This window comes from Mycobacterium sp. URHB0021 (genome assembly GCF_054057895.1).
On sequence record NZ_JBSRZT010000002.1, the window covers coordinates 4,695,435 to 4,710,352 of the forward strand.

General features: G+C 65.3%; 12 protein-coding genes and 1 tRNA gene. 3 read left to right on the forward strand and 10 right to left on the reverse strand.

The window, feature by feature from the left end:
- Nucleotides 1–22: 22 nt before the first annotated feature.
- Nucleotides 23–754, forward strand: coding sequence for an alpha/beta fold hydrolase (locus ACVWWN_RS25430; protein ID WP_457146317.1), 732 nt, complete (start codon nt 23–25; stop codon nt 752–754).
- Here the strand turns inward: ACVWWN_RS25430 and ACVWWN_RS25435 are convergent, their stop codons facing one another.
- From ACVWWN_RS25435 to ACVWWN_RS25460, 6 genes are all read right to left on the reverse strand, one after another.
- Nucleotides 755–1,495, reverse strand: a complete 741-nt coding sequence (locus ACVWWN_RS25435; RefSeq protein ID WP_457146318.1) for an ABC transporter ATP-binding protein — start codon at nt 1,493–1,495, stop codon at nt 755–757. It lies immediately after the preceding gene.
- The gene (locus ACVWWN_RS25440) at nt 1,482–2,309 is read right to left on the reverse strand and encodes an ABC transporter ATP-binding protein (RefSeq protein WP_457146319.1); all 828 of its coding nucleotides are present in this window, start codon (nt 2,307–2,309) and stop codon (nt 1,482–1,484) included. The genes ACVWWN_RS25435 and ACVWWN_RS25440 overlap by 14 nt, the downstream gene beginning before the upstream one ends.
- Nucleotides 2,306–3,472 carry a branched-chain amino acid ABC transporter permease gene (locus ACVWWN_RS25445; RefSeq protein ID WP_457149275.1) on the reverse strand — a complete coding sequence of 389 codons (1,167 nt, stop codon included), beginning with the start codon at nt 3,470–3,472 and terminating at the stop codon, nt 2,306–2,308. The genes ACVWWN_RS25440 and ACVWWN_RS25445 overlap by 4 nt, the downstream gene beginning before the upstream one ends.
- Before the next feature lie 32 nt (nt 3,473–3,504).
- Nucleotides 3,505–4,551 carry a branched-chain amino acid ABC transporter permease gene (locus ACVWWN_RS25450; RefSeq protein WP_457146320.1) on the reverse strand — a complete coding sequence of 349 codons (1,047 nt, stop codon included), beginning with the start codon at nt 4,549–4,551 and terminating at the stop codon, nt 3,505–3,507.
- 80 nt (nt 4,552–4,631) lie between these two features.
- Entirely contained in the window at nt 4,632–5,843 is a 1,212-nt protein-coding gene (locus ACVWWN_RS25455; RefSeq protein WP_457146321.1) for a branched-chain amino acid ABC transporter substrate-binding protein, read from the reverse strand.
- Nucleotides 5,844–6,041: 198 nt separating this feature from the next.
- Nucleotides 6,042–6,683 (reverse strand): ANTAR domain-containing response regulator, encoded by a 642-nt coding sequence (locus ACVWWN_RS25460; protein ID WP_457146322.1) that lies wholly within the window; start codon nt 6,681–6,683, stop codon nt 6,042–6,044.
- Nucleotides 6,684–6,763: 80 nt separating this feature from the next.
- Between ACVWWN_RS25460 and ACVWWN_RS25465 the strand changes: the two genes are divergently transcribed.
- Nucleotides 6,764–6,837 (forward strand) — tRNA-Leu (locus tag ACVWWN_RS25465).
- A gap of 3 nt (nt 6,838–6,840) precedes the next feature.
- Here the strand turns inward: ACVWWN_RS25465 and ACVWWN_RS25470 are convergent.
- The 3 genes from ACVWWN_RS25470 to speB are packed head-to-tail and all read right to left on the reverse strand — an operon-like array spanning nt 6,841 to nt 10,822.
- Nucleotides 6,841–8,286, reverse strand: a complete 1,446-nt coding sequence (locus ACVWWN_RS25470; protein WP_457146323.1) for a sodium:solute symporter — start codon at nt 8,284–8,286, stop codon at nt 6,841–6,843.
- 14 nt (nt 8,287–8,300) lie between these two features.
- Nucleotides 8,301–9,878: a thiamine pyrophosphate-binding protein gene (locus ACVWWN_RS25475; protein WP_457146324.1), complete on the reverse strand. Its 1,578-nt coding sequence runs from the start codon at nt 9,876–9,878 to the stop codon at nt 8,301–8,303.
- Nucleotides 9,875–10,822: an agmatinase gene (gene speB, locus ACVWWN_RS25480; protein ID WP_457146325.1), complete on the reverse strand. Its 948-nt coding sequence runs from the start codon at nt 10,820–10,822 to the stop codon at nt 9,875–9,877. The genes ACVWWN_RS25475 and speB overlap by 4 nt, the downstream gene beginning before the upstream one ends.
- 83 nt (nt 10,823–10,905) lie before the next feature.
- Between speB and ACVWWN_RS25485 the strand changes: the two genes are divergently transcribed.
- The gene (locus tag ACVWWN_RS25485; RefSeq protein ID WP_457146326.1) at nt 10,906–12,405 is read left to right on the forward strand and encodes a PucR family transcriptional regulator ligand-binding domain-containing protein; all 1,500 of its coding nucleotides are present in this window, start codon (nt 10,906–10,908) and stop codon (nt 12,403–12,405) included.
- Here ACVWWN_RS25485 and ACVWWN_RS25490 read toward each other — a convergent pair.
- Nucleotides 12,402–14,360: a cellulase family glycosylhydrolase gene (locus ACVWWN_RS25490; protein WP_457146327.1), complete on the reverse strand. Its 1,959-nt coding sequence runs from the start codon at nt 14,358–14,360 to the stop codon at nt 12,402–12,404. The genes ACVWWN_RS25485 and ACVWWN_RS25490 overlap by 4 nt on opposite strands.
- Between the last annotated feature and the right edge of the window lie 558 nt (nt 14,361–14,918).

The following is a 14,918-nucleotide window of genomic DNA, read 5'->3' on the forward strand; positions in this document are numbered from 1 at the left end:
GCGCCGCTTCACGTTGAGCGCGGTGTGCCCACGTTCGTATTGGTCCACGGTTGGTTCCTGGCACGACGGCACAGCTTGGACAAAGGTCGCCGAACGTCTCGAGCAGCTGCGCCATACCGCTTTCCATCCGACCGTCGCCGGCCACGGCAAGGGTGCCTCCCGCCGGGTCGACCACGCGAGGGCAACGCAGTCGGTGGTCGACTACGTCGCCGATCGCGAGTTGAGCGATATCGTGCTCGTCGGCCACAGCTCCGGTGGAACGATCATCAGCAAGGTGGCCGAAGCCATTCCGCACCGCGTCCGGCGGCTGGTGTACGTCAACGGTTTGGTTCTCAACAGCGGTGACTCCGCGCTGAGCGTCGCACCGCCAGAAAGCCAGGCAACGCTGCGGGCTCTCGCCGCAGGCTCCTCCGACAACAGCGTGATGCTGCCGTTCGAGTTCTGGCGGGACAATTTCATCCACGACGGCGGCCCCGAAGTTGCGCTCGCCACCTACGAGCAGTTGTCACCCGCCTCGATGGATCTCATGTCCGAGCCGGTGGACATGACGAAGTTCTGTACGCTGACAACTCCCCGTAGCTACATCAGAAGCACCGAGGACATCGTGTACCCACCCGGCGAATGGGCGCTTCATCCGCGACTGTCCAGCCGTCTCGGCGTCTACCGGCTGCTCGAAATGCCGGGAAGCCACGAGGTCATGTTCACGAATCCGAACGGGTTCGCCGACCGGATCATCGAGGCGAGTCTCGACTGATCAGGCCACGCCGAGGTACGCGGCGCGAATACTGTCGTCGGACAACAGCTTACGTGCGTCGCCTGATTGGGTCACTTCGCCGGTCTCCAGGATGTAGGCGCGATCGGACCGGCTCAGCGCCTGCTGCGCGTTCTGCTCCACCAGCAACACGGTGGTACCCGCGGCGTTGATCTCCGCGATGATCTTGAAGATCTGCGAGATGACCATCGGCGCCAGCCCCATCGACGGTTCGTCAAGCAGGAGCACCTTGGGCCTGGCCATCAGGGACCGCCCGATGGCGAGCATCTGCTGCTCACCCCCGGACAGCGTGCCACCCACCTGGTTCTTGCGCTCGGCCAACCGGGGAAATGTCTCCAGCACCCAGTCCAGCTGACTCTTGTGTTCGGCCTTGGACGGGAATTTCCGTCCGTAGCAACCCATCTCGAGATTCTCGATGACGGTCATGCCGGGGAAGACGCCACGGCCTTCCGGCGCCTGGATCAGGCCGCCGGTGACCCGCTTGTGCGCCTTGACCCGGGTGACGTCCTGCCCGTCGAACCAGACCGAGCCCGAGGTCAGCGGGCGCAGCCCCGAAATCGCCCGCATCATCGTGGTTTTACCCGCGCCGTTGGAGCCCAGCAGGGTCACGAGCTCGCCCTCGCGGACCACCACCGACACCCCGTGCAATGCCTTGATCCGCCCGTAGTGGACCACCACATCGCGCGCCTCGAGCAGGATCGGCCGGTCGTCATTCGACGTCATCGTCGGGCACCCCCAGGTATGCGGCGATGACCTTGGGGTCCTCGCGGATTTCGATGGGCAGGCCATCGGCGATCTTGCGACCGAACTCCAGCACCACGATGCGATCGGTGACGCCCATGACGAGTCGCATGTCGTGCTCGATGAGCAGCACGGTGTAGCCGTCGTCGCGGATCTTGCGGATCAGGTCGATCAGGGCGGACTTCTCGCTCGGATTGAACCCGGCCGCCGGCTCATCGAGACAGAGCAGCTTGGGCTCGGTGGCTAGTGCGCGCGCGATCTCCAGGCGCCGCTGGTCGCCGTAGGGCAGATTCTTCGCCTTCTCCTCGCCGCGACGGGCGATACCGACGAAATGCAGAAGAGCCGCGGCTCTTTCGATCGCCGTCTTCTCCTCCCGACGGTGGCGCGGCGTGCGGACCAGTGCTCCGGGTACCGAGGTCCGGTGCCGGGCATCGGTGGCGACGACAACGTTCTCCAGCGCCGTCATCTCGCCCCACAGCCGAATGTTCTGGAAGGTGCGTGCGATGCCCTTGCGGGTGATCTCGTGGCGTTTGATCCGGCCCAGCGGCGCCCCGTCGAAAATCACCGAGCCCGAGCTGGGCCGGTAGACACCCGTGATGGCGTTGAAGCACGTGGTCTTGCCCGCGCCGTTGGGCCCGATCAGGCCGAGGATCTCGCCGCGGCGGATGTTGAAGGTGACCGAGTCCAGCGCGACGAGGCCGCCGAACTTGACCGTCAGATCCTTTGTCTCCAGGAGGACTTCGCCCTCGGCGGCGTGTATCTCGCGGTGGACACCCGCCAGTTCCTCGATACTCATCCGACCGGCTCCTTCTCGCCAGGTTTGGACCGCAGCAGATCACCGGCGGCCTTGCCGTACGCGAGCAGCTGCTGCCGGACCGGGAACAGGCCCTCGGGCCGGAAGATCATCATGATCACGAGCGCGAGGCCGAAGAAGAGGTACTTCAGGTCGCCGAGATTGATGCCGAGGAAGTGCACGCCGAGCAACCGGTTGGGCAGATAGACGATGACGAACGCCCCGAAGATCACCCCCAGCTTGTTGCCCTGGCCGCCGAGCACCACCGCACACAGGAACAGCATCGAGTTGATGATGTTGAACGTCGGTGGTGCGACGTACTGGACCTGTCCGGCGTACAACGCACCGGACAGACCGCCGATCGCCGCACCCATCACGAACGCCCACAGTTTGAACCGGAAGGTGTTGACGCCCATTACTTCCGCGGCGTCCTCGTCCTCGCGGATCGCCACCCAGGCCCGCCCGACCCGGCTGCGCTCGAGGTTGCCGACCAGCAGCAGGATCGCGACGATGAGGATCAGCCCCAGCCAGAACCACCAGGTGCCGTAGTTGGCGTCGCCCGATGAGTTGCCGTTGGAGAAGACCCCTTCCGGAAGCCGATCGCTCTGCCCCACGCGCGGGTAGGCGACCTCGTTCAGGCCGCGGGGCCCGTTGGTGATGTCGGACAGGTTGTCGGCCAGCAGTCGGATGATCTCACCGAATCCCAGGGTGACGATGGCCAGGTAGTCGCCGCGCAGTCGCAGGGTCGGAAAGCCGAGGATGAGGCCGGCCAGTGCGGTCATCGCCATCGCCAGGGGTACGCACGACAGCCAGGCCCATGGTGCGCTGAACATGCCCGTGGGACCCAACTTGTTCCACGGGCTGTCCGGACTTGTCAGCAGCGCGACGGTGTAGGCACCGACGGCGTAGAAGCCGACATATCCCAGGTCCAGCAGGCCGGCCTGGCCGACCACGACGTTGAGTCCGATCGCGATGATCGCGACCATCGCGAACTGGGCCATCGTGCCGCCGAAGCTGATGCCGGGGGTGTCGAGGAACGGCGGGGTATACAGCGGCAGCAGCGCCAGCGCCACGAACAGCAGGATGCCGAAGCCCCACTTCTGGATCCGCGACAGACCGCCCCACCACTCCCTCAGGCGGTCCCCCGGCGCCAGTACGGTGTCCATCCGGGATCCACTGTCGGCCCGCCGCTTGCCGCTCATGCCCGTGCCTTTCCGAGGCTCTCACCGAGTATCCCCGTCGGCCGCAACAGCAGCACGAGAACGAGCAGTACGAAGGCGACCACGTCGCGCCACTGGGTGCCGAAGACTGCCTGCCCGTAGTTCTCCATGATGCCGAGCAGCAGACCACCGAGCAGCGCGCCGCGCAGGTTACCGATCCCACCCAGCACCGCCGCGGAGAATGCCTTGATACCCAACAGGAATCCGCCGGAGTAGATGATGCCCTGGGGAACCTTGAGGGTGTAGAGCAGGGCCGCCGCGCCGGCGAGCAGGCCACCGATCAGGAACGTCATCATGATGATGCGTTCGCGGGACACGCCCATCAGCGTTGCGGTGGTCGGGTCCTGCGCGACGGCACGAATGCCGCGGCCGAACTTCGTCCTGTTGATCGCGAAATCCGTCAGCAGCGCGAAGATCATCGCCGCGACGATGATCACGATCGTCACGTTGGACACCGTCGCACCGAAGATGGTGAACTGCGTTTTGGGCTGAACGAGGATGATCGGTTGCTGCGCGTTGCTGCCGCCATAGCCCTTGATCAGCTTGGGCAGCACGAAATGCACGAACTCCTGCAATACGAACGACATCCCGATCGCGGTGATCAGGAACGTCAGCGACCGGGCGTTGCGTCTTCGCAGCGGGCGGTACGCGATGAACTCCAACCCGACGGCCGCCGAACCAGACACCAGCATCGCGAACAACATCGCGATCCCGAGGTAGACCACCGTTAGGAGGATGCCCTTGCTGTAGGCGTTCCCGCTGGGCGTGAACCCCATGATCATGTCCAGCGCGAAGTAGGCGCCGAACATGCCCAGCATGAATATCTCGGAGTGTGCGAAGTTGATCAGCCGCAGCACGCCGAACACCAGCGTGTAACCGACGGCCACCAGCGCATAGATCGCACCCCAGGAAAGCCCGTCGATCGTCAACTGCCAGAAACCGTTTCGCAGGCCTTCCAGACTGAAGTTGATATTCGCGGCCAGGCACGCGTACTGGTCGGCACACTCAGGGACGATCTCGATCATCCGGTGACGGCTCCTCGCCGGTTACTAGGAGCGAAAACGCGCCCGAGCCAACCGGTCTCGGACGCGCTTCGCCGCAGTGACTACTGGACCTTGAAGATCCAGATCAGGTTGGTGGTGAGTTCACCGGTGGGGGTCCACTGGTACTCACGAGCCACCCCTTGGCCCTTGTAGTTCTTCACAAAGTCCAGCAGCGCCGGCCGGGTGATAGCGCCCGAGTCGATGCCCTTGACGAGGATGGTGCCAAGATCATAACCCTCGGTGCTGTAGGTGCCGGGGTCGACGTTGAACGCCTTCTTGTACTCGTCGGCGAATGCACCGCTGGCCGGGCCGCACGGGCAGGACAGGATCGCGTCTTTGGACGATTCACCGGCCTGCTTGACGAACTCGGGATCCTTGGTGCCGTCCGCGGACACGAACGTGGCGGTGACACCACCATCCTTGAGCTGGCTGACGAGCGGCGCCGCCTCCGAGTAGTAGCCGCCGTAGAACACGGCGTCCGGGCTGACTCCCTTGATTTGGGTCACCGCGGCGGAGAAGTCCTTGTCGCCCTTCTTCACCGAGATGTTGCATCCCGAATCGGCCACCGGACCGAGGGTCTCGCGCACCGCGGAGGCCAGCCCGAGTCCGTAATCGGTGCTGTCGTCCATCACGCAGATCTTCTTGTACCCGAGCGTGTTCTTCATATAGTTGGCCACCGACGGGCCCTGCACGGCGTCGTTGGCCAGGCCGCGGAAGAACGTCTTCCAGCCGTTCTCACTGAGGGTCGGGTTGGTCGCCGACGCCGTGGTGGCGACGAGGCCGGCCTGGTCGAACACGGTCCCGGTCGCCTTGGTCTCACCCGAGAACGCGGGACCGACCAAACCGATCGTGTACTGGTCGTCGACGATCTGCGGGGCGATGGCGGTGGCCTTCTGCGGATCGCCCTCGGTGTCGAACGGCTTCAGCTGCACCTGGCAACCAGGGTTGGCCGCGTTGTGCTTGTCTATCGCCAGCTGTACGCCGTTCTTGATGTTGATGCCCAGCGCGGCGTCGGGCCCGTTGAGCGCGCCCGCCATGGCGATCGACACCGGCGGGCAGGTGGCCTTGCCGTCTCCGGCCGGATCGGCGGGAGCAGCACCCGCAGCAGCCTTGACCTCCTTGCCGCCCTCGTCGATCTGCACCTGCTCGACGATCTTCAGCTGGGTCTGCGCCTGCTCTTCTTCGGGCTTGGACTGGTTGCATCCGGCAATCCCGAGCACAATCAGTCCGGCGCTACCGAGAGCAAATGCATTCCGTGCCATACGACCGCGCACGCTTCACCTCCGGGTCAGAGTTTTCATCGGCACCGACGCACCATCCCTGGTGGGCCGGGGCGGCGATGCTTCGGGACGACCATAGCCAACAGGTGGCCGCGGTGCGTCATCTTGGAAGATGCGCAACGTTTATCAGCGTCGCGATCCGCCCGTTCCAGCATTTCGAAACACACTCTTTACGCGTTTGCGCCCGAATCCCTACTCGGAATTGGACGAGTCCTTTGGCGTGTCGAGGGTTTCCAGCACCACCTCGGCGACCCGCTTCATCGTGGTCCGACGGTCCATTGCGGCGCGCTGAATCCATTTGAACGCGTCTGGTTCGGACATCCCCTGCTTGGCCTGCAGCAAACCCTTGGCCCGCTCCACCAGCTTGCGCGTCTCCAGCCGGTCGGACAGCGTGGCAACCTCTTCCTCCAGCGCGCTGATCTCGCTGAACCGGCTGACGGCCACCTCGATTGCCGGAATGAGGTCGGTGATGTTGAACGGTTTGACCAGATAGGCCATCGCGCCCGCGTCGCGCGCACGCTCCACCAGCTCGCGCTGGCTGAAGGCGGTGAGAATGACGATCGGCGCGATGCGCTTGCCCGCGATCTCGGAGGCGGCGTCGATGCCGTCCCTGCGCGGCATCTTGACGTCCATGATCACCAGATCGGGCTTGAGGTCTTCGGCCAGGTCGACCGCCTCTTGCCCGTCGCCTGCCTCCCCGACGATTTCATAGCCCTCTTCGCGCAGCATTTCGGCCAAGTCCATCCGGATGAGCGCCTCATCCTCTGCGATGAGTACACGGTGCGGCTTGGGCGCATCGGTGGATGAAACGGGATCGGGTGCCGTGGAAGACATGGAACACATTGTGGCGGTACCAGCCGCGACGAGCGACCTCGGGGCATCCTCTATGGTGGTAGACCGCGCCAGATGAACAAGCCCTCGTATCCCAACTGGCAGAGGAAACGGATTCAAAACCCGTACAGTGTGAGTTCGAATCTCACCGAGGGCACCTCTACGAGACCCGTGCGGGCGCCGCTTCGACGTCCCGGCTCCGGCTGCGGCGATCCCATTCGGCAAGCACGTCAGGCGGCGTCGGGCGGCTGAGCAGGCTGCCAACGATGTAGACCAGCAGCCCGGAAGCCAGGCCCGCGTAGATCGGCTCATTGGCCAGGATGTCGGTGGCGAACATCGTGGCCAGGGTGGCCACTGTGCCGACGACCATCGCGGCAAGCGCACCGACGTTGGTCCCACGCCGCCAGACCAGCCCGCCGAGGATCGGCACCAGCAGCCCGCCGACCAGGATGTCGTAGGCGACGGTCAGCGCGGCCACCACGTCCTGCAGCGCGCACGCGATCGCCACCATGACGATGCCGAAGCCGGCGACGTACAGCCGGTTGTTGCGAATGTGGTCGTGCTCGCTACCCGCCTCCAAGTCGCGCTTGAGCAGGCGGGCGACGATGTCCTGGCTGAACACGGTGGCGGTGGCGATCAACGCACCGCTCGACGTGGACATCACCGCGGCCAACGCCGCAGCGAGCACCAGGCCGGCCAGCACCGGCGGCAACTGCATCTCCACGAACTCAGCGAAGGCGTCGTCCTTGGATTCGAGCGCAGGCAGCAGAACCTTGGCCGCCATCCCGATCACTGCACCGGCGATGGCGTAGAGCAGGCAGTAGACACCGGCAACGGCGCCCGCCCAGCGGGCGACACCGGGACTGCGCGCGGTGAACACCCGTTGCCAGATGTCCTGACCGATCAGCAGGCCGAACGTGTAGATGACGAAGTAGGTGAGGATGGTGCTCCCGCCGATGGCCGTGAACGACGTGGCGTCGGCAGGCAGCTTCTCGGCCAGTCCGCTGAAGCCGCCCGTCTTGTACAGCGCGATGGGCAGCAGGATGAAGAAGATGCCGACAGTCTTGACCAGAAACTGCACGAAGTCGGTCAGCGTGATCGACCACATGCCGCCCAGCACCGAATAGATGATCACGACGCTGCCGCCGAGAATGATCGCGGGTACCCTGCCGATGTCGAACAGCGCACCGAAGATGGTCGAGTAGGCGATCGTCGAGGTGACCGACAACATCAGCGTGTAGCCCCACATCACCACGCCGGACAGCACCGAAGAACCAGGGCCATAGCGCAATTCGAGCATCTGGCTCACCGTGTAGACGCGTAGCCGCTGAATCCGCCCCGCGAAGAGCAGGCTGAGCAGAAGGATGCCGACGCCGATGGCAACCACCAGCCACATGCCGGAGATGCCGTACTGGTAGCCGAGCCCGACACCGCCGATGGTCGAGGCGCCACCGAGCACGATCGCGGCCATGGTGCCCGAATACAGCAGTGGGCCGAGGCGGCGGCCGGCCACCAAGAAGTCTGATTGCGTTGTGGCTTTGCGCTTTCCCCAGAAGCCGAAGGCAATCATACCGGCGATGTAGATCGCGACGATCGCTATGTCCATGGCTCGCAGTCCTTTCAGCGGATGTCGAAATGGATGAGGGTGGGGCCGTCGGCGCCGAGGGCCGCGTCGACGAAATCGGTGAGGTCGGCGGTCGAGGTGGTGCGCACCCCACGCGCACCCATCGCGACCGCCATCGCGGCGAGGTCGGGGGTCCGTAGTTCGACGCCGATCGGCGGGATGCCCCGAGCGGCTTCCTGGTCACGGATCTCCCGGTATCCGCCGTTGTCCACGACGACAACCGGGACCGGAAGACGTTGCTCCACAAGGGTTACCAGTTCCTGTACGGAAAACATCAACGCACCGTCGCCGACCAGGACGGCCACCGGTGTCCCGGGCCGTCCGACGGCGGCGCCCAGACCGGCCGGTAGGCCGTATCCGAGGGTGGCGTAGCCCGGTGAGTAGCAGAACCGCCGTGGCGCGGGCAGGTCGAAGAAGTGCACCGAGCCGAAGTAGGTGACCTGTGAACTGTCTCCACACAACACCGCCTCGGCGGGCAGAGCGGCGCGGACCGCCGCGTTGATATCGGCATACACATCCGCGTCCTTGGCCGCTTCGTCGCGGCACACCGCCCGCAAAGCCGCCGCACGTTCTGCGCTCAGGGGCGGGCGGCCAGGCAGCGCCGCCGCCAGCGCGGCAACCGTCGCCGCCGCATCGCCCGCCAGCGCGTGGTCGCCCGGGCAGTTCTTGTCGAGCTGAGCGGGGTCGATATCGCAACGGATGACCGTCCGGCCGCGGATCTGGCCCTCCCACAGGTCCGAATCGCCGAGCTCGCTGCCGACCACAAGCAGGGCGTCACTGTCGGCCGCCGCCTTCTGCAGCGCCCGCAGCCGGACCGACGCACCGACGCACAGGGGGTGCGCCTCGTCCAGCACACCCTTGCCGTTGACCGTGGTGGCGACCGGAGCGCCGAGCGCCTCGGCGAGAGCGGTCAGTTCCCGCTGTGCGTCGACCGCGCCGCCGCCGGCGATGATCATCGGCGCCGCGGCGGCGGCCAACACCTCGGCGACCCGGCCGACAGCAGTGGGATCAGCTTCGGGCGGGGGGGCTTTCGCCGCCGTCCGCGGTTCACCGGCCCAACTCTGCTCGAGCACGTCGATGGGGATCTCGATGTGCACGGGCCGCGGCCGGGCTCCGGTGAAACTGCCGAACGCCTCGGTCACTGCCGCGGCGGCCTCGTCGGCACTGCGCACTCGCCGACTCCACCGCACCAGCTGACCCATTGCCTCGGTGATGTTCTTGGCCTCGTGCAACTGACCGAGGTCGCGCCCCTCGGCTCCGGTCGGCAGACCCGACGAGAGCACGAGCATCGGCTGCGACTCCGCGTATGCCGTGGAAGCGGCGGTCATCGTGTTGGTCAGCCCGGGACCGCTGGTGGACACCACCACTCCTGGCCTGCCGGTGACGCGGGCATAGGCCTCGGCGGCGTAACCGGCCCCCTGCTCGTGCCGGGGGGTGATGGCGCGGATACCGGCGTTCGGAAGGTGCCGGTAGATCTCGAGATTATGTGTGCCGGGAATGCCGAAGATGCTGTCGACGCCATGCGCGGCGAGGGTCTCGACGACCGCGGAGCCTCCGTTGCGCGGATCGGTCATCGCTTTACCGCCAGCACGGACATCAGTTCGTAGGCGACGTGCGCGGCCGCGATGCCGGTGATCTCGGCATGGTCATATGCCGGTGCGACTTCGACGATGTCGGCACCGACGACGTTCGCGCCCACCAGGGTCCGCAGGCAGTGCAGCAGTTCGCGACTCGTCATGCCACCGGCTTCCGGCGTGCCGGTACCGGGCGCGTGCGCCGGGTCGAGCACATCGATGTCGACCGAGACATAGACCGGTGCATCCCCGATGCGGGCCCGCATCCGCTCGATGACTGCGGCGAGGCCGTCGATCTGGAATTCGTCGCTGCCGATCACCTGGAAGCCGAGCACCCGGTCATCCGAGAGGTCGGTGGAGGCATACAGCGGTCCGCGGATGCCGACGTGCAGGCAGTGCTCGGGGTCGAGCAGGCCTTCCTCGCTGGCGCGGCGGAACGGGGTGCCGTGAGTGAAGGGCGCACCGAAGTAGGTGTCCCAGGTGTCGAGGTGAGCGTCGAAGTGCAGCACGGCTATCGGGCCATGTTCGAGATATGCCGAGCGCAGCAGCGGCAACGCGATGGTGTGATCCCCGCCGAGGGTGATGAGCTTGGTACCGCCGTCGCGGAGTTGATCGGAGGCACGCTCGATCGTGGTGATCGCCTCTTCGATGTCGAAAGGGTTGACCGCAATGTCGCCCGCGTCGGCAACCTGCTGGACGGCGAATGGCTCGACATCCAGAGGCGGGTGATAGGGCCGAAGCAACTTGGAGGAGGCGCGAATGTGCCCCGGACCGAATCTGGCGCCCGGCCGGTAGGAGACGCCGGAGTCGAAGGGGATGCCGACGATCGCGACGTCGGTATGGGTCACCTCGTCCGTACGGGGCAGTCGTGCGAAGGTGGCGGGGCCTGCATACCGGGGCACGCGGGTGGCATCGACTGGTCCGATGGGTTCTTGCGGCGTCATAGACAGACACGTTTCCGCAAAGCCCCGGGTACGGATATAGCCAATTTGTAGAAGTTGACAGCTGAATGTTCGACGATATGTCCATGCTCACCGTCGCCGAGCTAGTGGCCGACCCTGAGCTCGGTCTCCAGCTCGTCGCCGGCCAGGCAAACGTCTCTCGCGAGATCGAGGCTGCCGCGGTCTCCGAGCTGGCCAATCCGGGACCGTGGTTGCAGGGCGGCGAGCTCTTGTTGACCATCGGCCTCCTGCTGCCGAAAAGCGCCGCGGGCTGCCGGTCCTACCTGGCCGACCTCGATGCCGCCGGCGTGCGGGCCATCGCCTTGGGGCTGGGTGCCGAACTCCCCCATCAACGGGCGCCAACCAGACTCGTCACGGCCGCCGAGAAGGTGGGCATGCCGCTACTGACGGTCCCGGACCCGGTTCCGTTCATCGCGGTGACCAAGGCGGTCTTCGCCTACCGGGCGCGCGCCGAACGAAAGGAGCTCGAGTGGGCGCTGCAGACCCAGCGTGCGCTCACCGCGGCGGCCGTCACACCCGGCGGCCTGCTCGGCATCCTGGCCGCGCATCACGAGGCGACCGGTCGGGCGGGCGTCGTCATCGACCTGCTCGGCAGAGTGTTGGCCCAATCCGATCCGAGCGGGGACCGGTTGGTCGCCCGCCTGTCGAGCCTGCTCGAATCCGTACGCGACCAAGGCCTCAATGCGGCAGCCGCGGACATCAGCGACGGTCGGCGCAGAGAGTTGCACGCACTCGGCGCCCGTCGATTGCGCGCCTGGCTGTTGATTGACGGTCCCGCCGAACAACCGGCGGGACATCAGATTTCGGGCGATCTGGTTTCGCTGTTGTCACTCGAGCTGGAGCGTCGGCACGGCCTGAACACCGCTCAGCGCCGCGGCCGGGCACAGGTGCTGGACCGGCTGGCGCGGGCCACGGTCGACGACGTCGTCGCCGCGCGTTGGCTGACCTCGGTGGGACTGCCCGATGCCGATCTCCGCGCCGCAGCGGTCGCTGCGCCACACGATGCCGATGACCTGGCGGCCGATCTGTTGATCACCCTTCCCGATGCGCTGGTGAGGGTGGTCGGCGAAGTGGTCGAACTGGCCGCCACGCTGGACACCGACCTGCCTGCCGTGCTGGGCACACTGGCCGCCCACCGGGCCGCAGGGATCGGCATCGCGGTACGGCCCGGCGCCCTGGTGGTGTCCCTGCGGCAGGCGCGCTCGGCACTGCCTGCCAGTCGCCTGCAGGGCAGACACATGCACGCCGAGGAGATCGCCAGCAGCCGACTGCTACTCAACACCGTCGGCGCGCAATCCCTTCAAGCCTTCGCCGACGCCGTACTGGGTCCCTTGGATACGGCCGACCGTGCCGATGAACTCATCCGAGGACTGACGGCTTTCCTCGAGCACAACGGACATTGGGGATCGGCGGCCAGCGCCCTTCGGGTACACCGGCATACGATGCGCAACCGTATCGACGCGGTGGAACGACTGACCGGGCGGCGCCTGGAGTCCGCCCAGGATCGCCACGAGTTGTGGCTGGCCCTGCGAGCCCGAGACGCCGCCCGGATGTCGTCGGATTAGGAGACGGCCCCGGTTTCGGCCGTGCCCGCCGCTGCTGGCGCGCCCTCGTTGGTCGCACCGTTGCCACGCTTCGGGTGGGTGTAGTGCGTGTGCCTGCCAGGCGCCGGCCGCTCGTCGCCCTTCTTGGCGTCGCCCTTCTTGGCGTCGCCTTTCTTGCCGTCGGGCTTCTTGTTGTCGGGCTTCTTCGGCGAATCGTTGTTGGACTCGTCGTGCTTGCGGCCCGGAGTCGTCTCGTTGGGCTCGTCACCCTTCTTCGGCTCATCCGCCTTGGGCTCCTCCGCCTTGGGCTCCTCGGTCGCCGCGGGCTCCTCGGTCGTGTTGGGTCTCTCGGTCACTGTCGGATCGGTGACCACGGTGGTAGTGGCCTCGTCGGCTGCCAACCCCTCGTCGGCAGCCGATGCGGCGGCTCCCTCACCGGCGGTGAGCTTGTCGGTAGCCGTGGTGGATCCGGCCTGCACCGATGCCGCAGCCATCCTGCTTCCCACGGCAAGGGCGTGCTGCGTGTCGGCGGACAATCCGAGCGGAGTCACGGCGGCGCCACCCAGATTGGCAAGACCGTTGAACAGGTTGGCGACTGCACTGGACACAGCCTGTGCGATGGCCTGGCCGAGCTGGTTGATCTGATTCAAGAAGTGAGTCAGGGCTTGAGCGATCGATTGAGCGAACGCGGCGACAGGATCGACGGCGGGAGGGGTGCCAGTACCCGTGCCAGGGCCGGCGCCGGGATTACCCGGGCCGGTCGGATTCGTTGGGTCAGTTGGGTTCTGGGCGGCCTCACGGTCTTCGATGAGCTTCTTGAGCATGATGGCAGCCAGCTTGGGAATCCAGTCGTCGCCGTACTTGAAGATGCCGAGCGAACCGTTCTCGTCCGTGTTGTTCAGTCGCTCCTGGATGGTATAGATGAACGCAGGACCCAACCAGTCGGTGCCCAGGTTTTGGTATGCCGGGTCCTGATCCACAGTGGCCCAGGTATCGAGGAAGTCCTTGATCCAATCCGATTGCTGCTGCTCGCGTTGTTCTTCGGTGCCGGTCAGCAGGGCGGTGCCGAGACCGTACTCGGTCGCCCAGATCTTGGCGAGCTGGTCGCCGTTGTCGATCATCATCTGTCGCAGATCGATCAGCTGCTGAAGTGGCGTGTTCTGGCAGAAGTCATTACAGTCGCCGTCGGAGAACTTCTGTTGGTAGCTGTACGGGTGGATCGAGAGCGCGTCGAAGAAGCCCTTGGCGCCGTTGGCATACATGGTGGCCAGGAATGTCCGCGGATCCACCGTCGCGTCACCCCAGTTGATCACCGTGGTGAGCACGCCGGCCACCACCAGTGCGTTGGGATCGGCGGCCTTGATCGCCGTGTACGCCTGCTTCAACAGTTCCGTGTACGCCACCGGATCCGGCGCAGGCATCCAAGATTGGTACAGGTTCGGCTCATTCCACACCTCGTAGGCCGAAATCACGCCCGGGAAAAGAGTATTCAGGCGTGTGACGGCTTCGGAAGCGAAGGCCGCGAACTTCTGGGGATCGGGGGCGACCCCATAGCAGCCGACGCAGCCCCGGCCGTCCTCACCGCCGTAATACGGTGTCGAGTTCAGTACGCCGAGCACCGCCATGTTGCGCTGCTGCGCCTGGCTGATGATCAGGTCGATGCGCTTCCAGTCCGGGGGAAAGAACGTCTCCAAGGGGTCGCCAGGCGGAACAGGGCGGATTACGCCCCAGGGGACCAGGACACGGATGGTGTCGACGCCCAGATTCTGCATCTGCTGTATGCGCTCGATGACTTGTGCGTCCGTCAGGTTCGGGTCATAGATGTCCGAGTCCGACATTCCGATGGTCTGGTCGGAATTGACGATGCCTGCGGTCTCGATGATGTTGAGGCTCGCCGCGCTGACCACCCGTGGAAGCGGTGCGGTCGGTACGAGCAAATTCGTGACGTAGGCGCACACGATGGCGATGGGCGCCACGGCAATCACGGTCGTTATCGCACAACGCCGCCAATGGCGGGCCACGAAGCACCTCATAGCTACTCCTGGGAGAGATCTCGTTCCGGACACATCGGAAGCATGCCGTACACCAAATTAACCGATGAAGCGAAAAGACGCTCAGCAAATCGAAAAGTTCTGCAGTTATCACGTCGCCGATCTTTCCCTTCCCACGGGCAGTTAAAATGCAGGTCCACGCGTCGCACCAAGATGTCGTACGCATATGCGTGGATTCAGCAAAGGGATACTGAAAGTAGGTTTCACCTGATAAAGGTGTCCCTAATGTGAGAACTGGCAGCTTATAACACTTAAGTCACGACACCGCGTTGCTCACATTCTCGCTAACTACGCGAAGTCCAACGCCGGCGGTTTGAGGCAAGCAACTTTTCCGCCTGCTCCATCTGCGATTCACGTCGCGTTGCTATGCATGCCCGCCACTACAGCTATCTTTCATGAGCGCGGCAAGCGACTTGTCAACCGCCGTCCGAGCAGCAGGGTGTACGGATCGTCCTGGTCCCGATCGTCTGGGCGGTGGCGCAT